Here is a 22,274-nt window from a genome sequence, read left to right on the forward strand (position 1 = left end):
GGAATTGATCATCTAGGGCCTGGTATCGCAAGACAGAACCTGGCCGATCCAACGTCCGCAGGTAGCGCCGACCATGGACGGCTTGCCAAGCAGCGCCCGCTCTTTTCACCGTGACCAGGGGCAACGAGCGCCGCGTGAGCGGCCTCCGGAGCCGTGGGCTACTCGACCGGGCGCATAGCGCTCAAGACCGGAGAGGCGGCGCGATGTTCCTCGCAGACGGCCCACCAACTCTCGCCGCCCTTGTCCGCAACATGCACGCGCCAGGCAGCATCGTTGGGGCAAGGGTCCCGCCAAGAGCAGCGCTGTTGACGGGACTCTGTACCAGCGCGGTGCTTGTCCTGCGTCCATCTGATTGGCGGCTCAACTAGTTCCATGCACTCAGTGAAGAGGATGCGCGCTGGCCGCCGCAGTCGAATGCGTGTCGAAGTTGGTAATGAGTAGCTGTCACCGTGGAGCAACTGCCAGCTCACGCCAGGGATTGCGCCGGCTAAAGGCAGGCGCCTTCTAAGCACCCGTCCAGAGCGAGTGGGCTCGTATCTGCTCACGCTCAGCCGGCCTTGCGCTCCTGGGCACCAGCCCTCCGGGTGATCGTAGCGATCTCCCGCACGGTGGCTGCTGAGAGTTCGAGTTTAACCAGCGCCGAGCCGTCCGCACTGGCCGTGGCGCGTAGCTTGCTCCCCGTTGTTTCTATACCTACCGCTGTCAGCGCGTTGCTGAGTTCTGTCGCTGCCTGGGTTGCGTCTCGCCAACCGGCCAGGTAATCGGCGCCGCGTACCCACAAGGCCGCGTCGGGGTCCAGGTCGTGGGAGTCGAATGCGTTGTCCCCGATGCCGTCCATTCTCTCAAGTCCCTTTCCCTACAGGCTGGCTGAACACTGACCTTGCTGGGCCGCGCCGTATGGACACGACGAGAGCCCCGGTACCATCGGCACCGGGATTCGTGATCGTTTGTCAGCGGTCCCCTGCCGGACCACCCCGCGCCTGCCAGGGTTTGAGGGGTGATCCGGTGTCATGTCAGCGCTTGTTGAGAGAGGCCCCAGCCGGTCGCTTGCCCGGCAGAGGTCAGAATCGGTGTCGGCCGCCGGGGTACTGGATCGGTTTGCGGCATTCCGGTGCGCCGTCGGGTACGGGTTCCCTGTCGAGCGCGTGGCAGAGCGAGGCGTGGAGTTGTTCCGCCTCAGCGATGGTCAGAAGCAGCCGGGTGGTGGCGACAGGGGTGTCGTGGTGGTTGATCTGGAGTGGCAGGGTCAATCGGCCGTCTTGTTCGCGGCTGACGGCCTTGCTCGCTGCCGGTGCGATCTCCCACTCCCGTGTTCCGCCCGTGCTCGGGCTCATGTGGCTGTTCCGTCGGTGGATGCCGGGTCGTCGTCCGGCTCGACATTGTCGTCATCGGGTTCGTGGAGCCGGTTGCCCCTGCTCTCGGCAACCCGGAGCGCGTCGCGCAGCGCTTCGTAGAGTCGGGCGCTGAGGTAGCGGAGTTCCCAGGGCTTGACGTTCTCGTCCTTGAGGATGTCGGCGGCGTGGCTGAGGAGGATGTCGCCGGCCTGGAGCTGGACCGCTTCCATCTCGTCAGCGAGCCGGGAAAGATGACTTCGGCCGCCATGATCGGTGACGAGGTAGGAACGCTGGCCGGCCGGGCCGAGCCAGGGGAGAAGGCGGGGGTTCTTGCTCACCGTGTCACCACCGTCCGGTGGGCGGTGCAGCCGAGACCCGTGAAGCAGCCGCAGACGGGACGGGACCGGGTGCGGCGCTCGTGCGCGACGATGTACGGGCGGACAAGCCGGACGTCTTCACCGCGGATCGTGGGCCAGACGTAGGGGTCCGGGATACGCAGGAGGCTCATCGTCGGCGTGTCCGAACATCCCCCGGCGGGGTTGTTTCCCGCCGCGCGGTGGTGGCCCGGAGCGGGCAGTAAGAGGTTCAATAGCAACTCGAAAATCCTGCCGATATGGTTCCGCATGTCGACCTGCTTCCATCAGGTTGGCCATGCCCCGGGGTGCCGCCATGCACCGCCGGGGTGTCTTGTCTCGACAGTCAACGACCGTCCTCGGCCATGAGGGAGCGTTCGCAAGGGGGTTCACATACACACGTGGGGTTCGGAAGCTGGCGTCGGGGGGTTCACGATGAACCCCCTCGGCTGGAACTGCTGTGACAGAATGCGCAATTGACGTGACGCCGGGGGTGCCAGCAGAACGTGAGCAAAGAGCCGAACCACCAGTTGGCCGCCGTCATGGCGGAGGCCGGAGCCTCGAACAAGGGGTTGGCCAAACGGGTTCGCGAGGTCGCGCAGCGGCACGGCGAACACCTGGGGACCACGCACGTCGCGGTTCAACGGTGGCTGGACGGGAGCGGTATCCAGCGGCAGACCGCCGCATTCGTCGCCGAGGCACTGAGCGACAAGTTACGGCGGAGGATCACGCCGAAGGATCTCGGTTTTCGCAGTGTCCCGTCGGCACCTGTTCCCGCGGTCCGCACGCGCTGCGCAGGATCGCTGACCGAGACGCTGGAAACCCTCGACGGTCTCACCCACCAGCGTCCAGAAGACGGCCCGTCGGACGAAGCCCCGCTTCCCGATGACGACGTGCACTCCGCCGTCCTTTCCTGGCTGGTCTCCCGCCCCGATGGCGTGCCCGTAGACGCTCCCGCCACCCGCCGCGTGAGCATGCGCGATGTCGCTGCAATCCGGACCGCCGCCGGGTTCTTCATGCAGCTCGATTTTCAGTTCGGCGGAGGCCACGCGCACAAGGCGTTCCGGCACTACTTCCGCGAAGACGTGCTTCCACTCCTCGGAGCGAGTTACAGCGCCAGAGTGGGCGAAGCGCTGTTCAAGGCCGCCTCGGAGATGTCGCAACTTCTCGCCTGGAGCGCGTACGACAGCGGAAACCACGTACTCTCCGACCGCTACATGATGTCGACGCTGCGGCTGACACAGGTGGTGGGTGACCGCATGATGGGTGCGCGCATCCTGACCAACATGAGCCACCAGGCCAACTATCTAGGCCAGGCGCCCCGCGCCCTCATGTTGGCCCGCGCGTCGGTCGAGGGCGGCAAGGCCGGCTCCACACCCCGTGCCATGGCGCTGTTCTCCGCCCACGAGGCGCGGGCCCTGTCCACCGCACAGGACCACAAGGGCGCCGCCCGCGCGATGAACGAGGCGGAAAAGTTCTTCGAGCGAGCCGACAGCGCCGACGCCCCCGAATGGCTCTCCTACATGGACGAAGCCGAGCTGATCGGCGAATTCTGCCACTGCTTCCGCGACCTCGGGCAGGGCCCTGAAGCAGTCCGATTCGCCGAACGCGCCGTCGCCCTTACCGACCCCAAGTACGCCCGCACACTCGGCTTCTGCCGCATGGTGCTCGCCCAGAGTCAGCTACTCAACGGCGACCTCGAAGAGGCCGTGACAACCGCGGGTCTCGCCGTCGAAGCGGGAGACGCTCTCCAGTCCGCCCGGTTCCAGCGGTATGTGGGCGACTTCCAGCGCGAAGTCTCTGTCCACTCGACGAACCCGGTCGTTCAGCAGTTCAACGGACATGTACGAGACGCGATGAAGCGGATGGACGACGAGTAGCCGGGATTACCCCGGGTTCCAGTCGCGCGGCGCGTTCTCGTTCCGGAGCGAGGAAATACGACGGGCATACTCGGCCGCCGTCTCGGCGCTCTCGCCCACGTTCTGCATGAGCCACGTCGTCATGTTGAACTCCTGCACGGCCCGGAGAGTCGGGAAGCCCACCCAGGTCCGCAGATCCCGACCGTACGCGCCGACGAAGGCGCCGTACTCCTCCCTGGTCTGCCACCCCAGGCTCTCGTGTTCCGTGGCGGTGACCATCAGATCCCACTCGGGAAAGTCGAAGCTGAACCGCTCCAGATCGATCAGAGTCACCTGACCGCTCCGGTCCACCATGAGATTCTGCACATGCGCGTCCCCGTGCAGAGGGCCCTTCACAGACTCGAACCGAAGATCCCGTACCCGGTCCCGCAGCTCACACGCCCGCTTACGCAGGAACGCGCGGTCGTCCTCCGGTATGTCGACCGCTGCCTTGATCCGCCGCTCCGTCCGGTCCAGAACAGGGTAAGGCGGAAGCGACAGACCACCCGGCAGGGTGAGCGAGTGCAAGTCCCGGAGGACGGCGCCCAACTCCCCGTATGTCGGCTTTCGGTCACTGTCTTCGATCAAATGCCAGAAAGTCACCGGATGACCGTCGACCACCAAGGGCTGTTCCAGGTCGTCGACCACCCGCGTGACCGGGAAGCCCTCACCCACCAACCAGCGCGACACCGCAACCTCACCCCGCGCCGTGTCCAGATACTCCGTCGACCTCGCAATCCGCACCACCACTGGATGAGCCGCCAGCCGGAACAACGCGTTCTCACCCAACCGGATCAGAGACGCCCCGTCGCCATCCAGCCCAACCCGCCGGCACGCCACGTTCATTACCCGCGCAGCGCTGGCCGATGTGAACCCCTCTGCTGTACTTCGCTCAGCACCAGATGGCATGCCTGTATCCACTCCTTCAAACACCGCCAACCCGGGGACGCGGACCGCCAATGTCGGCAACAGACGTCAAGGTGACGGTACCCACGGGCGGCGAGGGCAGACGGCACGGGGACGCGGGGATTGGCCGTCCTCCGGGACGTGGATCAGCCTGCCATCGGGCATAGCCCGTGATCGGTCGGCGCGGCGGAACATAAAAGGACTACGAAAGATGCTTGACATGGATCACCAAACCGCATTCACAAACTCTTGCGCAGCCGGTAGGGCGGTCCAGACGGACGCCCAGCCATCTGCTGGTAGTGCAAACGGCGCAGCCTCAGCGGTCGATCGACCAGGGCGCATCAGAGGGCGGGAAAATCGCAGCAAGGATGTGATCGATGATTCTGAACGCTTCCTCAAGAGGCACGGTGTCCTCGTTCGGATACTGGTCATGTTGCCCGTTGGCTAGCACGAAGCCGTTGCTCCAGCCGCCAGCTCCCGGATCCACGGCGTGCTCGCCCGGATCACCTTCACCGTCGAGCAGCATCACCGTCGCACGCTCGGTGTTGGTCACGATGCCCAACAGACGGCCGGACGAACTGGTCAACCACTTCTTGAGCTGTCCTCCGGCGATTCTTCCCCGGAGCGTCACCAACACGGCCTTTGACGACACAGCCTCACTGCCGTCGCTGAACACCCAGGACTCGCCCACGCGCACGACCATCCCACGGCCGAGTCTGAGACCGGGCCTGTGGCCTACCCCCGCTTACTTCGACGAGTTCGCGTGCCACCAGTATGGACGGGCTCATTCGAACCGCTCCCTACCCGCATCCTCGCCCAATTGAGAGAAGCCCCAGCAAGACCGATGAGTCTCCGCGTCCACGGGCGTCTACAGGTGCGACAGTCCCGACCAGGCACGAAAACGAGGAGACGAAGCATGAGCACCGAGCAGACCACCCCGGCCAACGGCTTCTCCTACAAGCTGACCCGAACGCTCGACGCCTCCGCGGTGAAGGTGTGGCGGGCGTGGACCACTCCCGAGCAGTACGCCCGGTGGGCTTACGCCGTTGCCGGCTCCGTCGAGATGGACGTACGGCCGGGCGGAGCGTGGAAGGCCACGATGGTCACGCCCGACGGCGGACAGTTCCCGCTGACCGGCTCCTATCTTGAGGTCGCCGAGAACCGCCTCCTGGTGGTCGGCATGGACGTACCCGGCAAGCCCGCGCCCGCAGCCATGACCATGGAACTCGACGAGCAGAACGACCACCACACGCAGATCGTGCTCCACCAGACCTGCGACACCGCCGAGGAACGCGACATGGCCGAGCAGGGCAGCGCCATGCTCCTCGACAGCCTGAGCGCCTTCCTGGCCGATGAGGCGAGGAACTGACCCCGCTCAGAACCACCAACCGCCCGTGGATCACGGGGGCAGGCCGGAACACGCCCGGTTCTGCCCCCGGCCGACTGCCTGTGCAGTTCGATCTTCTCCGTGACCAGGACGGGTATTGCTGCTGAAGGGGCCACCGAACCGACCAGGAATCTCTTGCAAAAAGGGCTATGAACGCGGCTTGACATAGATCAAGCCGTCGTTTCTGTGGATGATGTACCGCTGCGGCTGGGGCACGAAGGCGGGACAGGAGACAGTCCTGGCCGTCGAGATCACACGTGACGGTTTCGAATGGGCGTTGCGCAATGTCTGCCTGTCGAGTTACGTCCGTGGGCTGCATTCCGACCGCAGCACCTGGCAACGCCAGCAGAAGCGTGCACCAGCCCGCTTCCAGTGGGACCCCGAGCGCGACCTGCACCTTCAGCCCCTGCCATACCGCTCGCTGCAACTCGGGCTCTCCGGCGAGGCAGTACGACATTACGCGGACGAGTGGACGGTCTCCATCGAACGGCTGCGAAGCGGCTTCCGTGGCTAGGCGCTCTGCTGCGTGGAGTGATCCACGAAGGGGACTACGCGTGCGCGATGGCGTCACCGACTCCGGTAGACGATGGAGTGACGAACACCGCCAGGTAGCGGAACTCCCCGTCTCCTCCGTCCTGCTCGGAGTATTGCTCCCAATCGAGGGAGTACGTGCCTCGCAGATTGCATGTGTTCGGCTTGTAAGTTCCCTCGGCCCAGAGCAGCGTCCCGGCGAGCTCCCCGCCGTGGTGAATCCTGAAGTCGTGATCCCGAGTGCGCCGGCGGCCGGGGCCTGGCGAAGTCCACAGGGAGGCCTCGTTGGTCAGCATGAGGGCGAGACCGTTCTGGTCGGATCGGCGGCAGAAGCGCTCCAACCTGGCTATGTCCCGAACGAAGTGCAGACGTGCGAGGTCGGTGGCGCCATGCGCCTTCAAGGCGTAGTTCTCGGCTGGAGTGCCGACCGTGCCCGTCCAGCTCCGAGTGAAGTACTTGAACTCGATCGCGGTGCGGGTCGAGGGCCCGATACACAGGAGGTCCAAATACTCGGTCTTGTCCGACAGCCGCTGCGGCACCTCGAGCCGGGAGTGCACGTCCGGTGCCAACTCCCACAGCACCTGAGCGAAGCTGTGCTGAAGGTCGGCCTCTGAGTGGAAGACTGGCCTCTGCACGCGCAGCTGCGCAATGATCTCGCTGAGTTCGGTCCGTCCGGCGATAGTTTCGGTGTTGTCCATCGGCGCCATGGTCACGGCAACATTCAAGTGGCTTGGTGACGGAACTCTCAAGAGGTGGCGCGGCCTTCGGGCCCTCTCTGACAGCCTTGACTGAGACGCCCGCTTTGCCGGGTCAGGCTGGAAGGGCGAGACAGGAGTACATCCCGGCACGGCCAGCACCACCCCCCGTAGCTCCGGACCGGATCCGGCGCCTCGTCCGAAGCGGCGGACGTTCTCCGCGGAGTACAAGCTGCGGATTGTCGCCGAGTACGACGCCGCCCCGACCGGTGAGAAGGGCGCGATCCTGCGGCGTGAGCGGCTGTACCATCCGCATGTGATCGAGTGGCGCCAGGCCCGCGACGCCGGCGCCCTGGACGCCCTGACAGACCAGCGGACCTCTCAGGCCCGGCCGAAGAAGACGGCCGAGCAGGCCGAGCTGGAACGGCTGCGCACGAAGGTCGCCCGGCTGGAGAAGGACCTGGCCCGCCGGGACGCGACCCTGAAGGTCATGGGAAAAGCCAACGCGCTCTTGGCTTGAGATTTAAGCTCGACAAGATCGTCTCTTGACGGGGTTCACCGTTCTCCTGACAGCAAGCGCGGCCGTCCGTGATCCTTCGGAGTGTCGAGCTCGAAGGTGTCACAAGAACGGCCGCTGCAATGAGTGTTGTTGATGACGCTGCCCGCGTCGAGTCCTTGTCCGCGTTGTCACGATCACGGCCGAGGACAAGCCTGGAAGGCCGGGGCCGCCCACTTCTGCTTCACCGCCAGAAGCTCGTACTCGGGAAACTCTGCGACGACCGCCTCATGGCACCGCAGCACAAGGGACCGCCACCCGGGCCCCACATCGAATTCGGACGAGGGGTCACGGAAGTGTGTCTAAGCGGCGCCAGTTCAGCGTCTGGTTCAGCGACAGGCGCTGGCACAGGACGGCTGCTCATCTCTCCGCTCCCTTCGTATCGAACGCGTACACCCGTACGGGATCGAGGTGGAGCTCGTGCGGGCCCATGCAGTCGGCAGCGAGGGTGGCGACGAGGACACCGCATCCGCAGGCCATGTTGCGGCCCCCGGTGCCGAGCGGGCCGCAACAGCCCCGGTGCGGGCCACCCCGGTCCAGCAGCCGCAGGTCCGGTGCGTCGTCGGGATGCACGACGACGGTGTTCCTCGGCCCGGTCGGGGTCCAGTCGGTCAGCTCGGGCGGCATGAGCAGTCGGCGCGAATGGTGCGGCCGAGGTTTGCCGGTCGGCGGGGCGAACGGTGCGCCCCACGGCTCGGGATCAATCGCATAGTGCCCTCGCGGCACAGTGGAGGGGGCCAGACGTGTCTCCTTGTCCCGATCCCTGTCACGGCCCGAGACCTCCGGCACGGTGGGCAGCTCCACCAAGTCCGGGGTGAGTTCGACCCCGCACTTCGCGCAGAAGAAGACCGTCATACATGCCGTTGTAGCCGCCAGGCGCTTGCCGGCGCGACCCGTTCGAGACGAACTGGGGAGTTTCCTGCCCGACGGGCATTGCTCCTGCGCTGGAGACCACTGACAAGTAGTCCACAACAGGAACAGGGCCAACCGACTTGCCGTGGTGCCGAATCAGTGCGTACGAGGCGCCACGGTGAGGACGCTCGCAGCCTGGGGGCCGCACACTCCCGTTCGTCAGCCTTCCTGCAACCCATGACCTCGCGGGCCCATGCGCCGCACGCTCGTCGGCACGGGGGTCAGGGCAACCGGGAAGACTTTCTGCCCCAACGGGATCGCACCTACCGGAAGTCAATGAGGAGCAGGCGATACCCAGACGTTCGCCCGCCGGATACGGAGAGTGTCGGACCCAGCGCTCAGTGGCAGTCGTAGCGGTGTGCGTACGGCAGATGGGGGCACTGGCGGCACAGGAAGACGTAGAGGCCTCCTGCGTCCCCGATCGCAAGTTCCGGCCCGATGGTGTCAAGGACGTCCTTGGCCGCTGGAGCGTCCCACTTCGGTTGCGTCGTTCCGGGTTCGTGCTCGTCCAGGGGGAGCCAACGTCCATAGGCTGGCTCGCCGGTGACGCTGAACAGGTGCTCCATGCGGTGGCCCTGGCCACAGTGCGGCCAGTCCGGACTCTGGGTCCAAGCCGGATATCCACCGACTTTGTTCTGCAGGGCGCTCGCCGCCTCCGTGTACCAGAACCCGAAGCGGTCCTGGAGCTCTTCGAGGCGGGGGCGTAGGGCTGTCAGCAGCTCATTGGGGAGGTCATGGCCGGGGTACTCGACCGCGGGAGTCGGACAGACCGTGCAGGGGCGGGGCACGAAGTCGTCTTCGTACTGACCCTCACGAGGGGTGGGAAACTGGTGCAACAACCCCCTTGCGACGGTCTCGGCCTCATTGCGCCAGTACAGCTTCGGCAGTACGACCCCGGCCGGATCCTCCTCGTGGATGAGAGCACACCAGAGCAGCTGCACCACGTCCTTGCCTTCGGGGAACTCCCACCAAGGCACGTCACGGGCGAAAAGCTGGATCACCGGCACCATGGGCACAGCACCGGGCTTTGACTCCCCCGCCGAATCACTGCAGGTGCCGAAGGCCCAGTGCCCGGACTGCGCGCAGTACGGCCATGGTTCGCCGGTCGGCCAGAGCAACGGACCGCCCATGGAACTGTGCCTGACGCCGGGCTCCCCACTCCTCGGATACAGCAAGGTTGTCTCCCTGGCGAAGCTCGCGAACTCCGGTACGAGCTCCGCCAGGTCGAAGGGCGGTGGGGGAATCTTGCGGGGCACGGTGCGAGTCCTCCAGGGACGGACATGCTGGTACAGGCGGTAGGTAACCTATGCCGGAGCGCTGACAAACGAGGGACACATGGCACAACAGACCCGCGGGGACGGGCGTATCGTGCCCGATCGGTGTCGCGCCCGCGGACGGCTGACCTGCCGCCCGCCGTCTCGCGGACCTGCCCGAGGAGGAATCCCGCCCGATGACAAGCGACGGCCTCGACAGCCTTGCGGCGATGCGCGGCCGCCCCTGGTTCATGAGCAACGAACTCCTGGCGTTCGTCATCGAGTTGGCGGCGCTGGCGTGCCTGTCCTGGTGGGGCTTCACGGCCGGCGGCGGGGCCGCTGCCCGGTGGCTGCTGGGGCTCGGAATACCGGCGGTGGCCATCGTGCTGTGGGGGCTGTTCGCCGCTCCTCGCGCCCGGGTCCGGCTTCCGCTGTGGGGCGTCCTGCTGGTGAAGGCGGTGGTGCTCGGTGGCGGGGTGTACGCGGTGTACCGCGTGGGTCATCCGGTGGCGGCGGCGGTGGCCGGCGTCGTGGTGGCCGTGAACACGGGGCTGGCAGAGTTCTTCCGGCGCCGGCCCGCACGGTGACGAGGCCCTCAGGGCCTCTCGCGTTCGGATCACGCCGGGCTCGCGGGGCCTGATCCGAGAGACTCGCGGGGCCCGATCCGAAGGAAAGGGCCCCGGCGCCACCGGCCCGGCCACGGAGGCGGCCGGGCCGGTGGTGCGCACGGCGCGGGATCAGATGAGACCTTGCGCAAGCATGGCGTCCGCGACCAGTTCGAAACCGGCGATGTTCGCGCCGGCCACGTAGTTGCCGGGGCTGCCGTAGCGCTCCGCCGTGGTGAAGCAGGAGTCGTGGATGTGGCGCATGATCTCCGCGAGCCGCTCCTCGGTGTGCGCGAAGGTCCATGAGTCGCGCGACGCGTTCTGCTGCATCTCCAGCGCGCTGGTGGCCACGCCGCCCGCGTTGGCGGCCTTGCCGGGGGCGAAGGCGACGCCCGCTTCCTGGAGGACCCGCACGGCCTCCGGGGTGGTGGGCATGTTGGCGCCCTCGGCGACCGCCTGCACCCCGTTGCGTACGAGCGTCAGCGCATCGGCCTCGTGGAGTTCGTTCTGCGTGGCACACGGCAGGGCCACGTCGCAGGGGACGTTCCACACGCCCGTACCGGCGACGAAGCCGGCATGTGCGCCGCGCCGTTCCGCGTACTCCGAGACCCGGCCGCGACCGGCCTCCTTGACCTCCTTGAGCAGGGCGAGGTCGATGCCCTTCTCGTCGACGACATAACCGTCGGAGTCGGAGCACGTCACCACGGTCGCGCCGAGCTGCTGGGCCTTCTCGATCGCGTAGATCGCGACATTGCCGGAGCCCGACACGACGACCCGCCGGCCGTCGAGGGATCCGCCCCGGCTCCTGAGCATCTCGTCGGTGAAGAGCACACAGCCGTAGCCGGTGGCCTCGGTGCGCGCCTGGGCACCGCCCCAGCCCAGGCCCTTTCCGGTGAGCACACCGGATTCGTAACGGTTGGTGATCCGCTTGTACTGGCCGAACAGGTAGCCGATCTCGCGGCCGCCGACGCCGATGTCACCGGCCGGGACGTCCGTGTACTCGCCCACGTGACGGTGGAGTTCGGTCATGAACGACTGGCAGAACCGCATGACCTCGGCGTCGGAGCGGCCCTTCGGGTCGAAGTCGGCGCCGCCCTTGCCACCGCCGATCGGCATGCCTGTGAGGGCATTCTTGAAGATCTGCTCGAATCCGAGGAACTTCACGATGCCGAGATCGACCGAGGGGTGAAAGCGCAGCCCGCCCTTGTACGGTCCCAGGGCGCTGGAGAACTCGACCCGGAAGCCACGGTTCACATGAATGCCGCCGGAGTCGTCCGACCACGGCACGCGGAAGATGAGCTGACGCTCCGGCTCACAGACGCGCTCGATGATCCGGGCGTCCACGAACTCCGGTCGCTGCGCCAGGACCGGGCCGAGCGTCTCAAGGACTTCCCGTACCGCCTGATGGAACTCGCTCTCGCCCCGATTGCGCCGCAGGATCTCCGCGTACAGCGGCTCGATGACACGCATGTGAGTAAGACCTTCCGTGGTTCGGCATCGCGCGCGAAGGTGCCCTCGTCCCGAGGGACACCAGCGGTCCCCCTCCCCATTGAGGGCGTCGCCCAGACATCGCACGCTCCGCGGCTCACGGAAGCGACGTACAGAACCGTTGTGGCATATCGATTGTTCCAGTGGTCCCGGAGGATCTACCACGGCATCCACATAGTGGGCCCCGCCCCGGGCAGGCCGAACGCCATGCCGGAACTCACATACCGGTCCGGTAACTCACGCGCCCACCGGTGTCTCACGCGTCGGCCCGGTCGCGCAGCATCCACAGCCGCGCTCCGGACGCGAGTACGACCACGCCGCAGACGACGCTCAGTGCGATGTGCAGGCCGTCCTGCTTCACGCCCAGGTTGAAGAAGATGTTCGCGGCGATCGCGGCGACGAACACAATCCAGAGCAGCGGCTTCATGAGGTTCCTCCGTAGTCGGTGATGTCTCCATCCTCCCGGCCGGGACAGGCCGCCACGAGGGACCAGCCCCCCGAAGCCATGGTGCAGCCAGCTACACCATGGCTCGGTCGCGGCGGAGTCGGTCACACCACCGACGAGCGGGAGACGACCGAGTGGTCCGGCCTCGGCCCGGACCCCCGGCCCCTCGGCATGTGCGATATGTACTCGCTCAGCACTTTCCCTGCCGGAGGGGTCGGTACGAGGAGCCGATCCGGTATTCACCGGCCGCCGGCACCTTCAGCCGTGTCCACTCGCCCGCCCGTTCCAGACATCCGGTGTCGGCCTGCAGCCAGGGAGAGTAGGCGATGCGCAGAATCACCGACCCGCGCTCGCGGGCCCGCACGACGACGCCGGCTCCGTCGCTGCTGACGACGGACGAACCGGCACCCGACACCATGGGCACCGCGTCCTCGACCTGATAGACGCGCCAATGGGCGTCCCGCCACACGGGCTTCAGCCAGGTCGGCTCGGAGCGGACGAGTGCGGCCTCGTCCTTCGCGGCCCAGTCCGGGGCGCCTTCCGGCAGGACGACGTATCCCACCGCCCAATGGTCGAGCCAGGAACGGTAGTTCTCGGCGGAGAAGGAACCGTCGTAGAAGAGCGCTCCGCGCTCCACGTCGAGCTGGCGATTCCAGCCACGGGCCAGGTTGACGTGCGGGCCGAGGACGGTGGTCTCCCGGTGGTTGATGGCAGGCACCGCTTCGACGCGTGTGCGGTCGGCGCCCAGCCGGTCGAGAGCGGCCACCACACCCTTCGCCTCAGTAGCCCATGCGGGGACGGGAGTTGACATCTCCAGTACGTGGACGGCGTGCTGTGTGACCCACTGCAGGGACAGTGCGAGCGCCGCGCCGAAAGCGATCCTGCGCGCCACCTGTACGCCGTGGGCCAACAGCGCGGCGAGGAGGACGGGTGGTCCGAACAACTCGGCGAGACGGATGACGTTGGAGCCCACCGGTGACGGAATGAGGACGGTCAGCACAACCCCGACCGCGTAGACCCCCGCGCCGTAGCGCAGCACCCGCCACTCTCGTGGCGCCAGCGCAACGAGCACCAGGCTGAAGAGAACAGGCTTCCAGACATCGCTCGTCGCCATCGGCATCTCGCCGCTGAAGGGAAACAGCAGGGTGGTGAGTCCGGCCACGACCGCAGGCGGGACACACAGCACAGCGGCTCTGCGCCAGTCCCGCTCCAGCAGCCGGCCTGCACCCACGACCAGGAGGAAGAGCCCGGCAACTGGACTGGCCATGGTGGCCAGCGCACCGAAGACACCGGCTGGGACCAGGCGGCGCGAACCCCCCGCAAGCACGAGACACGGGACCAGGGCGAGGGCTACGCCCAGTGCGAAGGTGGAGCGCCCGGAGGCCACGTTGCACCAAAGGGTCAGCGTTGCCAGGAGAGCGGGCCACAGGGGGCTGCGCACCCCGCTGCGCACGAACAGACTCGCCGCCAGCCAGGAGGCAGCCATTCCGGAGAGCACGGTGACGGTCCGCACACCGCACAAGGCCATTAACTGCGGTGCGATGAAGCTGTAGTTACCGACGTGGATGCCGCCGTACCAGGACAGGTTGTATGGGGTGCCGGGATACTGCGAGACGAAATCGGTCCAGGACACCTGAGCTGCGAGGTCTCCGCCGTCGGTGGCGAGCCAGATCGCCCAGATCGCGTACAGGGGTACGGAAAGGGCCGTGGCCAGGAGCGGCACACGATGCCGTGCCCAGCCGACACGCGTGGACTCGCCGGGGCGCGAACGTCGCGTGGGCGATCCGGTCGTCTCGACGGAGGGTCGCACGGGCGGATCCGTTCAGTAGTCGAGCAGGAGCAGCAGTGAATACTGCTGCCCCCTATGTATGTTGACCTGGACGATGGGTCAACCTCAGCTCGCTCCCTGCCGTGCCAGGACAAGTCGAGGGTTGTCCAGGTAGCGCCCGGAGGAACTCGCCCTCCGAGATCTGCGTGCTGCCGTGTCTCCGTCAGCCGGTGTGCAACATGCTGCCCGGGGGCGTACGGAGCGTCGATCACCTCCGGGGTAGGGGCGGGCTCAGTCGGTGATGCCCAGGTCCTCCCGCATCAGCTCCCGCATCGTGTCGCATTCCCGCCCGGCCTGAAGGCCGGGATTACCTGCGAAGATCAGGGATGGCGAGTTAAGGCCGCGATGAGATCCAAATGAGAACGTTTCCGTACGACGAAGGCGGCGGCACCGGGGATCCGAGGGGGATCCGGGGTGCCGCCGCCTTGTGTACGTACGGGGCGTCGGGGTTTACGCGGGTACGCGGTCGAGCACGGGGTAGGGAGGGACGTCCGGGGACGCCCGCCGGGGTCAGACTTCGGAGCCTGCCTGCCAGTCGGCCCAGTTCAGGTTCCAGCCGTTGAGGCCGTTGTCGGGGGTGATGGTCTTGTCCGGGGAGTTCTTGACGATGACCACGTCGCCGACCATCGAGTTGTTGTAGAACCACGCGGCGGGCTGGTTGGCGTCGCCCGCACCCTTGACGTCGGCGAGGCCGACGCAGCCGTGGCTGGTGTTGGCGCCGCCGAAGACCGACCGCGCTCCCCAGTAGTTGCCGTGGATGAACGTGCCCGACGAGGACAGCCGCATGGCGTGCGGCACGTCCTTGATGTCGTACTCGCCCTTGCCGTCGGCATCGGTGAAGCCGACCGTCGCACCGTTCATCCGGGTCTCCTTGAACTTCTCGGAGATCACCATCTGACCGTTGTACGTCGGGTTGGCCGGGGAACCGGCCGAGATCGGGATGGTCTTGATCGTCTTGCCGTTCTGGGTGACGGTCATCGTCTTCGTGCTGGCGTCGACCGTCGAGACCTGGTTGCGGCCGACCTTGAAGGTGACCGTCTTCTGCTGCACACCGAAGACGCCGTTCGCGCCCTCGACGCCGTCCAGCGCCAGCTTCAGCGTGACGGTGGAGCCGCCCGTCCAGTACTGCTCGGGGCGCAGGTCCAGACGCTGCGGGTTGAACCAGTGGCCGACGACCTGCTGGCCGCTGCTGGACGTCACGGTGATCCCGGCCTGGACGGCCTTCTTGTTCGTGATCGGCTTGTTGAAGTTGATCGAGACCGGCATGCCGACGCCGACCGTGGAGCCGTCCTCGGGGGTGAAGTTCCCGATGAAGCTGTTGGCGGGCGACACGGTGGTGAACGAGGAGTTCTCGTGCGCCTCGCGGCCCTTCGAGTCCTTGGCCGTCGCGTTGATCTTGTACGTGGTCGAGCGCTCCAGCTGCCCGTTCGGCTGCCAGCTCGTGCCGTCGGCCGCCAGGGTGCCCTGGACGCTCGCACCGGCCGCCGTGGTCATGGTGACCTCGGTCAGCTTGCCCTTGGTGACGGTGACCTTGGCGTCGTTGTTGATGCTGGCGTTGGTCGCGCCGTTCTTCGGCGAGATCGCTATCTGCGCCTCAGAAGCGTCCTGGGCTGCCGCCTTGTCGACCGCTGCCGCCTGCGACGTCTTCGAGCCCTCGGCGCTGGCCTTGTCCCCGCCGTCGCTGCAGGCAGTGAGCACCAGAACGCCGCCGAGCAGTGCGGACGCGGCCATCAGGCCCCTGCGTCGTTTGCTGTCCGTCATCACACGCTTCTCCATCGTTGCCGTATCCCCCATAACCCCGAGCAGAGCCGCCGGCCGGCGGTACCCCGTCAATGTTCCAAGAACACCCGGGAAGGGCCCTCCGTTCCACATCCGTCAAAGATGTGGGGAACACCACTCATCGACGCAGCCGTGGCAGCTGTGGTTCCAGGGGCCGAACACCTGGTGGCCCCGGCCCGCCGGAAACGGGCCGGGGCCGGTGAGTTCACCGACTGGACCGCTGTTCCCCGCCGTCGTCTTCCTCCCCATTGTGCGCGACGTGGTCCTCGTCGCCGTCGCCGTAACCCTCGTCCTCGTCGTCGAGGCCCCAGGCGTCCGCGTCCTCGGGGTCGTAGTCGATGATCTCACTGGTCCAGGAGGCCTGGGCCAGCTCGACCCCCGGCACCTCGCCGACCAGATCGAACGGGTCGACGAGGGAGGCGAGGGCCTCCGCACCGTCTTCCCGTACCGCGGACTCGGCGTGCATGCGTTCCTCGGCCGACTCGCCGCCGGGCTCGCCGTACTCGGCGGCGATGCTCTCCAGTGCCGTACCGCTGAGGGCGTCCGCGTCGGTGATCTCCAACACCATCTCCACGCGAAGACGAACAAACCGTGATGTCTCTGAATTGCTCATACGCCGGAGCGTAGGGCCAAGGGCTCTCCCGGCTTTCCCGCGACCCGCTGCTTTCATTAGCATCGGCGCAACCGGCTAGGGCCGACCGGCAATTGGGGGTGGGTGAAGGAGCGGGGCTGGGGTGCGTGCATCGCAAGGCGGAGGATTGAGCCATGGCGGAGCCATGGTGATTGACGACAACGCCGCGAGGTGCGTGCCCCAGCCCCGTGACGCCGCCCCCCAATTGCCGGTCGGTCCAACTCACTGCTGTCACAAGGGGGATCGATTCCGTGGCCATGGCCCGCCGTCCGCTCCTGACCGCCACTGCGGCGGCCACGCTGCTGTGCGCCCTGTGGTTCGTCCCGTCGGCCAACGCGACGGACGATGCCGAAGGTGTGGCCGGTCCACCGAGCAGACCGGCAGTCACGAACGCCGGGGGCGAGGTGTCCGGGCCGGCGCTCGCCGAGACCGGGGCCGGGGTCGACACCACTCCGTATCTGATCGGTGGCACAGCGTTCCTGGTCATCGGCGCAGCGTTCGTCGCCCACTCGGGGCGCCGCGCGGGCGCGTTGTCCTCGATCGCCGGACGGGCTTGAGGGACAGGTCCGTCCGCTGATCCGCCGGATGCCCCCAGGGGGTGTCCGCAAGGACTCGCCGTCGGCCCGAAGCAGGCCGCGGGATGCCCGAGCAGCGGAGCCATTCGGGCATCCCGGCAACTCTGCGGGCCGGGCAGGACCTAGGCCAGTGCCCCGGTGACCGGCTCCACCGCAGCCACCAGCTTCCCGCTCCGCACGAACGCGTCCGCGGCAGCCAGATCCGGCGACAGGAACCGGTCCGGGCCGGGCCCCTCGACGCCGGCCGCCCGCAGCGCCTCGATCGCGGCGAGGGACGCGGGCGCCGGGGCGAGCCCCTGGGCGGCGCGCAGTTCGATGGCGCGGGTCGCCGCGTACAGCTCGACGGCGACGATCCGACCGAGGTTCTCCACCGCGGTACGGAGCTTGCGCGCCGCCGACCAGCCCATGGAGACGTGGTCCTCCTGCATCGCGGAGGACGGGATCGAGTCCGCCGATGCCGGGACCGCGAGCCGCTTCATCTCGCTGACCAGGGCGGCCTGCGTGTACTGGGCGATCATCAGACCCGAGTCGACACCGGCGTCGTCGGCGAGGAACGGCGGCAGCCCGTGCGAACGGTTCTTGTCCAGCAGCCGGTCCGTGCGGCGCTCGGTGATCGAGCCGAGGTCGGCGGCGACGATCGCCAGGAAGTCGAGTACGTACGCCACCGGGGCACCGTGGAAGTTGCCGTTGGACTCGACACGGCCGTCCGGCAGGACGACGGGGTTGTCGACGGCGGAGGCCAGCTCGCGGTCTGCGACGATCCCGGCGTACGCGAGGGTGTCCCGCCCGGCGCCGTTGACCTGGGGCGCGCACCGCACGGAGTAGGCGTCCTGGACGCGCGGCGCGTCGTCCTGGTGATGACCGGTGAGGCCGGACCCGGACAGCACCCGCAGCATGTTGTCGGCGCTGACGCCCTGACCCGGGTGCGGGCGGATGGCGTGCAGCTCCGGGGCGAGGACCTTCTCCGTGCCGAGCAGTGCCTCCAGGCTGAGCGCGGCGGTGATGTCGGCGGAGGTGTAGAGGTTCTTCAGGTCGGCGAGGGCCATCACGAGCATGCCGAGCATGCCGTCGGTGCCGTTGAGGAGGGCGAGGCCCTCCTTCTCGCGCAGTTCGACGGGGGCGATGCCGTGCGCGGCGAGGAGCTCACCGGCCGGGCGTACGACACCGTCGGGGCCCTCTGCGTCACCCTCGCCCATCAGCGTCAGGGCGCAGTGCGAGAGGGGTGCCAGGTCGCCGGAGCAGCCGAGCGAGCCGTACTCGTGCACGACGGGGGTGATGCCCGCGTTCAGTACGTCGGCCATGGTCTGGGCGACCTCGGGGCGCACGCCGGTGTGGCCGGAGCAGACCGTCTTCAGGCGCAGGAACATCAGCGCCCGCACGACCTCGCGCTCGACGCGCGGGCCCATCCCGGCCGCGTGCGAGCGGACGATGTTGCGCTGGAGCTGGGCCCGCAGGTCGGGGCTGATGTGCCGGCTGGCGAGCGCACCGAAGCCGGTGGAGACGCCGTAGACCGGCTCGGGCTTGGCGGCCAGCGCGTCCACGATCTCGCGGGCGGCGGCGAGTGCGCTGACTGCGGCTGCGGAGAGCTCGACGCGGGCTCCCGCGCGAGCCACGGCGATGACGTCCTCTGCGGTGGTACCGGACGTCCCCACCACGACTGTGTGCATATCCATATTCAGAAGCGTACGGACTGAAACTCTCCATGTCACTAGTGGTCGTGCGACTGACCCCTTACCGATCCCGATCGCGGTTCCGCACGAGCGCTACGGACGGCTGCCGCGCAGCCGACGGCGGTCATGAGCGGACTTCGGCGGCGAGTCGGCCAGCCGGATGACCTCGCCGTCCCGCCCCGCCACCACCGGTTTCGTCGAGCGGGCCGCCTTCGCCCGGTACTGGGCGGCGTCCGCCAGCCGGAAGAGCCGCCGGGCCGAGACCACCGGACCGATCGGGTCGCCGGTCGACGCGATCCCGCAGGCGACCCCGTCGCCGTGCTCCAACCCCGATGCCCGGTCGCAGAGTTCGGTGGCCACCCGGATCACCTCGTCCGCCTCGGGGCCCACGGCGAGCAGACAGAACTCGTCACCGCCGAGCCGGGCCGCGAGCGCGCCCGGCAGTATCGCGCCACACCGTGACAGCACCGAGCCGAAACGTTCCAGCAGTCGGTCGCCGACCGCGTGGCCGAGCGTGTCGTTTACCCCCTTCAGGCCGTTCAGGTCGCACACGACCAGGCTGACCACCGAGCCGTCGGCATGGTGCCGTTCCACCGCCTCGTCGAGCCGCGCATCGACGAGGCGACGGTTGGCCAGCCCCGTCAGCGGGTCGGTGAAGGCGAGCTTGCGGACCTCTTCGATGCGCTCGGTCTGGGAGATCCCGGCGGCGACGACGGCGGCCAGCACGGTCGCGAAGTCCGCGTCCTCCCGCCCGAACACCGGCGCCCCCACCGGCCGCGCCACATAGAGCTCACCCCAGGCCCGCCCGTGCAGCACGATCGGCGCGACCACGCAGCAGCCGCGCCGACGGCGCCGCAGAGCCGCCACGCGCTGATGGCGGTAACCGCTCCCGTGCCCGCCCGCACCCGCCGATTTCGCGTCGGACGCAACACCGTCCTCGCCGACCGGCCCGTCGGCGGTCTCCACCCAGGCGTCCGGTTCACCACCCCCCGCCCACCGCTCGTGCAGGAACTCGGTGATCTCCGGGAACTCGTGCACCGGGTACGTCTCCTCGTCGGGGAACTCCTCCTCCCCCTCGGCCCGTTCACCCGCGTTCACCAGCACCCGGAGCCGCCCCGGCCCGCGCTCCCACACGGAGAGCGCGGCGAAACTGCCGCCCAACGCCTCGCACGCCCCCAGCGCGGCCGCCCGCCAGGACTCGCGCGGGGTGTGCGCCGCAGCCATCGACTGCGCAAGCGATACGACGGCCCGCAGCCGAACATCCTCACCACCCATCGTTACATCGTATGTAGATCTGTGGTGATTTGATCAATTTGGAGCCGCGAATCTCCCGCTCTGCGCGTCGGAGCCACGACGTGCCGTTACTCGCCGGGCCAGTTCGGCTTCCGCTTCTCGTTGAACGCGGCCACGCCCTCGGCCCGGTCCCCGGAGAAGGCCACCGAGCGCCAGGCCGCGTCCTCCACTTCCAGTCCGGCCCGCAGATCGAGCCCGTGTCCGAGCCGCAGCGCACGCTTCGCAGCGCGCAGACCCACCGGCGAGTTGGCCGCGATCCGCCCGGCGAGCGCGAGCGCCTGCGTCCGGTCCTCCCCGGCCTCCACCAGCTCGTCGACGAGGCCCAACTCCCTTGCCTCGGCGGCCTCCACCCGCCGGGCGGTGAAGACCAGCTCGGCGGCGCGCGCCGCCCCGATCCGGCGCGGCAGCAACTGGGTGCCACCGCCCCCCGGGATGACGCCGACCGACACCTCCGGCAGCCCCACCACGGCGGTCCGGTCGGCGACGATCAGATCGCAGGAGAGAGCCAGCTCGAATCCGCCGCCGAGGGCGAACCCGTGCACGGCGGCGACCGTCGGCATCGGCAGGTCGAGGACGCCGGTGTAGGCGGCGCGCGCGGTGGGCCGCTGCCGCACCAGCTCGGCGTCGGTGAAGGAGTTCCGCTCCTTGAGGTCCGCGCCCACACAGAAGGCGCGCTCGTGGCTGGAGGTGAGAACGGTGACCCGTACGGCGGGGTCGGCGGCGAGCGCCGCACAGGCGGCACCGATCGAGCGGGCCATGTCCGTGGACACGGCGTTCATGGCCTTGGGCCGGTCCAGAACCAGTTCGGCGACATGGTCCTGGCCCTCGTGGACCCGTACGACGACGAACTCCCCGAATCGCTGCTCGGACGTGACGGTCATGACTGCACCCCTCCGGTTAACGAGCGTTACCGGAGGGATCCTAGGGTGTCCGCGAGCGCGCCCCGGGGCGCGGTCAGGACGTACCGCGCCGGGCCAGCAGCCACGGCTCCACCACGCCGAGCCCACGCACCGGCCGCTGCCACATCGGCTGCAGCCCGTACCGGTACTTCGGCACGGCCAGCGGCTCCAAGCCGTCCTCGCGCTCCTTCTCGGCCGCCACGGCCTCCTCCGCCGCCTGCGCCTCGGAGGCCGGGGCGTCGCCCGTACGCGTCAGCTCCTCCGCGAACGCGCCGTCCACCAGCACGGCGTCCTTGGGCGCTATCGAGGTGAGCCGGCTGGCGAGGTTCACCGTCGTGCCGAAGACATCGCCCATCCGGGTCGTGACGGTGCCGAACGCGATGCCGACGCGGAGCGCGGGCATCGTCTCGTCCTGGGCCATCGCCTCTATCAGGCGCAGCGCGATCTCGGCCGCCGTGCCCGCGTCGTCGGCGGCGAAGAGGACCTCGTCACCGAGGGTCTTGATGAGCCGGCCGCCGTGCGCGGCGACCAGGTCGGCGCAGGTCGTCTCGAACGACTCGACGAGCTCGCCGAGCTCCTCCTCCTCCAGCCGCCGGGTCAGCCGGGTGAAGCCGACCAGGTCCGCGAAGCCGACGGCGAGCCTGCGGTCCACCATCTCGTCGTCGTCGGCCGCCTGCACCACCCGGCCGGTCGCGGCGGCGAGCTGGCGCCGCCAGACATAGATGAGGAACTCCTCCAGCTCCGGCAGGAGCAGCTCCACCAGGGGATACGTGACCTCGGTGCGGGTCATGCCGGGCTCGGGCGGCTCGGTCAGCCCCTCCAGGAAGGAATCGATCTGCCATTCCGCCAGCCGGGCGGTGGTCTGCCCGGTGGACCGGGCGACCTGCACCGCCATGGGCTCGCTGAGCAGTCCCGCCTCCACGAGTCCGGCGAGCCGCCGCAGCGCCAGCACGTCCGCCTCGGTGAGCGCCTTCGCCTGCCCGATGTCGGCGAACCCCATGGCCCGCCAGAACCGCGACGCCAGGTCCATCGAGACACCGGCGGTACGGGCCGCCTGGAACGGGGTGTAGCGGCGGTCGGCCCCCAGGATCAGCTGTTCCAGCCGGATCGCGAGGGGATCGTCGGTCGGTTCCGCGGTGTGGTCGACTTCGTGATGCGGTGTCGCGTGGACCGAGGGGGGCTCCGCGTCCGCGCCGGAGCTCGTGTCGTCGACGGTCACCAGCCGCCTCCTGCCCG

23 protein-coding genes and 1 pseudogene are annotated in these 22,274 nt (G+C 68.2%); 6 read left to right on the forward strand and 18 right to left on the reverse strand.

Features of this window, described 5'->3' with window-relative positions; translation table 11 throughout:
* Positions 1-547 precede the first annotated feature (547 nt).
* From OH809_RS16460 to OH809_RS16475, 4 genes are all read right to left on the reverse strand, one after another.
* Positions 548-838 (reverse strand): hypothetical protein, encoded by a 291-nt coding sequence (locus tag OH809_RS16460; RefSeq protein WP_406421675.1) that lies wholly within the window; start codon positions 836-838, stop codon positions 548-550.
* Positions 839-1,061: 223 nt separating this feature from the next.
* Positions 1,062-1,334, reverse strand: coding sequence for a hypothetical protein (locus OH809_RS16465; protein ID WP_406421674.1), 273 nt, complete (start codon positions 1,332-1,334; stop codon positions 1,062-1,064).
* Positions 1,331-1,672 (reverse strand): hypothetical protein, encoded by a 342-nt coding sequence (locus OH809_RS16470; protein WP_406421673.1) that lies wholly within the window; start codon positions 1,670-1,672, stop codon positions 1,331-1,333. The genes OH809_RS16465 and OH809_RS16470 overlap by 4 nt, the downstream gene beginning before the upstream one ends.
* Positions 1,669-1,842, reverse strand: coding sequence for a hypothetical protein (locus OH809_RS16475; protein ID WP_406421672.1), 174 nt, complete (start codon positions 1,840-1,842; stop codon positions 1,669-1,671). Before OH809_RS16475 ends, OH809_RS16470 begins: the two co-directional genes overlap by 4 nt.
* A 351-nt stretch (positions 1,843-2,193) precedes the next feature.
* Between OH809_RS16475 and OH809_RS16480 the strand changes: the two genes are divergently transcribed.
* Complete coding sequence (locus OH809_RS16480; RefSeq protein ID WP_406421671.1) at positions 2,194-3,567, forward strand: sporulation protein; 1,374 nt, start codon at positions 2,194-2,196, stop codon at positions 3,565-3,567.
* A gap of 6 nt (positions 3,568-3,573) precedes the next feature.
* Here OH809_RS16480 and OH809_RS16485 read toward each other — a convergent pair whose 3' ends face one another.
* Positions 3,574-4,494 carry a phosphotransferase enzyme family protein gene (locus OH809_RS16485; RefSeq protein ID WP_406425160.1) on the reverse strand — a complete coding sequence of 307 codons (921 nt, stop codon included), beginning with the start codon at positions 4,492-4,494 and terminating at the stop codon, positions 3,574-3,576.
* Positions 4,495-4,807: 313 nt separating this feature from the next.
* Positions 4,808-5,182, reverse strand: coding sequence for a hypothetical protein (locus OH809_RS16490; RefSeq protein WP_406421670.1), 375 nt, complete (start codon positions 5,180-5,182; stop codon positions 4,808-4,810).
* A gap of 225 nt (positions 5,183-5,407) precedes the next feature.
* Here OH809_RS16490 and OH809_RS16495 point away from each other — a divergent pair, with 225 nt between their 5' ends.
* Positions 5,408-5,860, forward strand: coding sequence for an SRPBCC domain-containing protein (locus OH809_RS16495; RefSeq protein WP_406421669.1), 453 nt, complete (start codon positions 5,408-5,410; stop codon positions 5,858-5,860).
* A gap of 187 nt (positions 5,861-6,047) precedes the next feature.
* Positions 6,048-6,362 (forward strand): annotated as a pseudogene (locus OH809_RS16500) (DUF4291 family protein); the annotation flags it as partial.
* A 64-nt stretch (positions 6,363-6,426) separates the two neighbouring features.
* On the opposite strand, the gene OH809_RS16505 reads toward OH809_RS16500, so the two are convergent.
* Positions 6,427-7,107, reverse strand: a complete 681-nt coding sequence (locus tag OH809_RS16505; RefSeq protein WP_406421668.1) for a hypothetical protein — start codon at positions 7,105-7,107, stop codon at positions 6,427-6,429.
* A gap of 313 nt (positions 7,108-7,420) precedes the next feature.
* Here OH809_RS16505 and OH809_RS16510 point away from each other — a divergent pair, with 313 nt between their 5' ends.
* The gene (locus OH809_RS16510) at positions 7,421-7,624 is read left to right on the forward strand and encodes a hypothetical protein (protein WP_406421667.1); all 204 of its coding nucleotides are present in this window, start codon (positions 7,421-7,423) and stop codon (positions 7,622-7,624) included.
* Positions 7,625-8,020: 396 nt separating this feature from the next.
* Here OH809_RS16510 and OH809_RS16515 read toward each other — a convergent pair whose 3' ends face one another.
* Positions 8,021-8,515 (reverse strand): hypothetical protein, encoded by a 495-nt coding sequence (locus tag OH809_RS16515; protein WP_406421666.1) that lies wholly within the window; start codon positions 8,513-8,515, stop codon positions 8,021-8,023.
* A gap of 395 nt (positions 8,516-8,910) precedes the next feature.
* Positions 8,911-9,828: a hypothetical protein gene (locus OH809_RS16520; RefSeq protein ID WP_406421665.1), complete on the reverse strand. Its 918-nt coding sequence runs from the start codon at positions 9,826-9,828 to the stop codon at positions 8,911-8,913.
* A gap of 227 nt (positions 9,829-10,055) precedes the next feature.
* On the opposite strand from OH809_RS16520, the gene OH809_RS16525 reads away from it, so the two are divergent.
* On the forward strand, positions 10,056-10,412 hold the full coding sequence (locus OH809_RS16525) for a YrdB family protein (RefSeq protein WP_406425158.1): 357 nt from the start codon (positions 10,056-10,058) through the stop codon (positions 10,410-10,412).
* A 150-nt stretch (positions 10,413-10,562) separates the two neighbouring features.
* Here OH809_RS16525 and gdhA read toward each other — a convergent pair whose 3' ends face one another.
* The 5 genes from gdhA to OH809_RS16550 form a co-directional block, all read right to left on the reverse strand.
* Complete coding sequence (gdhA, locus tag OH809_RS16530) at positions 10,563-11,900, reverse strand: NADP-specific glutamate dehydrogenase (RefSeq protein ID WP_406421664.1); 1,338 nt, start codon at positions 11,898-11,900, stop codon at positions 10,563-10,565.
* A 274-nt stretch (positions 11,901-12,174) separates the two neighbouring features.
* Positions 12,175-12,345: a hypothetical protein gene (locus OH809_RS16535; RefSeq protein ID WP_406421663.1), complete on the reverse strand. Its 171-nt coding sequence runs from the start codon at positions 12,343-12,345 to the stop codon at positions 12,175-12,177.
* Positions 12,346-12,553: 208 nt separating this feature from the next.
* The gene (locus OH809_RS16540; RefSeq protein WP_406421662.1) at positions 12,554-14,173 is read right to left on the reverse strand and encodes a glycosyltransferase family 87 protein; all 1,620 of its coding nucleotides are present in this window, start codon (positions 14,171-14,173) and stop codon (positions 12,554-12,556) included.
* Between the two features lie 528 nt (positions 14,174-14,701).
* Entirely contained in the window at positions 14,702-15,967 is a 1,266-nt protein-coding gene (locus OH809_RS16545) for an Ig-like domain-containing protein (protein WP_406421661.1), read from the reverse strand.
* A 208-nt stretch (positions 15,968-16,175) separates the two neighbouring features.
* The gene (locus OH809_RS16550; protein ID WP_406421660.1) at positions 16,176-16,583 is read right to left on the reverse strand and encodes a hypothetical protein; all 408 of its coding nucleotides are present in this window, start codon (positions 16,581-16,583) and stop codon (positions 16,176-16,178) included.
* A gap of 269 nt (positions 16,584-16,852) precedes the next feature.
* On the opposite strand from OH809_RS16550, the gene OH809_RS16555 reads away from it, so the two are divergent.
* Positions 16,853-17,158 carry a hypothetical protein gene (locus OH809_RS16555; RefSeq protein WP_406515291.1) on the forward strand — a complete coding sequence of 102 codons (306 nt, stop codon included), beginning with the start codon at positions 16,853-16,855 and terminating at the stop codon, positions 17,156-17,158.
* A 140-nt stretch (positions 17,159-17,298) separates the two neighbouring features.
* Here OH809_RS16555 and hutH read toward each other — a convergent pair whose 3' ends face one another.
* The 4 genes from hutH to OH809_RS16575 all read right to left on the reverse strand — a co-directional run bounded on the left by hutH (position 17,299) and on the right by OH809_RS16575 (position 22,257).
* Positions 17,299-18,849, reverse strand: coding sequence for a histidine ammonia-lyase (gene hutH, locus OH809_RS16560; RefSeq protein ID WP_393300048.1), 1,551 nt, complete (start codon positions 18,847-18,849; stop codon positions 17,299-17,301).
* Positions 18,850-18,939: 90 nt separating this feature from the next.
* Complete coding sequence (locus tag OH809_RS16565; protein WP_406421658.1) at positions 18,940-20,121, reverse strand: diguanylate cyclase domain-containing protein; 1,182 nt, start codon at positions 20,119-20,121, stop codon at positions 18,940-18,942.
* Between the two features lie 86 nt (positions 20,122-20,207).
* Positions 20,208-21,020, reverse strand: a complete 813-nt coding sequence (locus OH809_RS16570) for an enoyl-CoA hydratase-related protein (protein ID WP_358857829.1) — start codon at positions 21,018-21,020, stop codon at positions 20,208-20,210.
* Between the two features lie 73 nt (positions 21,021-21,093).
* Positions 21,094-22,257, reverse strand: coding sequence for an adenylate/guanylate cyclase domain-containing protein (locus OH809_RS16575; RefSeq protein WP_406421657.1), 1,164 nt, complete (start codon positions 22,255-22,257; stop codon positions 21,094-21,096).
* Positions 22,258-22,274 lie beyond the last annotated feature (17 nt).

The sequence above is a fragment of the Streptomyces sp. NBC_00873 genome (assembly GCF_045207415.1).
Classification (GTDB): Bacteria; Actinomycetota; Actinomycetes; order Streptomycetales; family Streptomycetaceae; genus Streptomyces.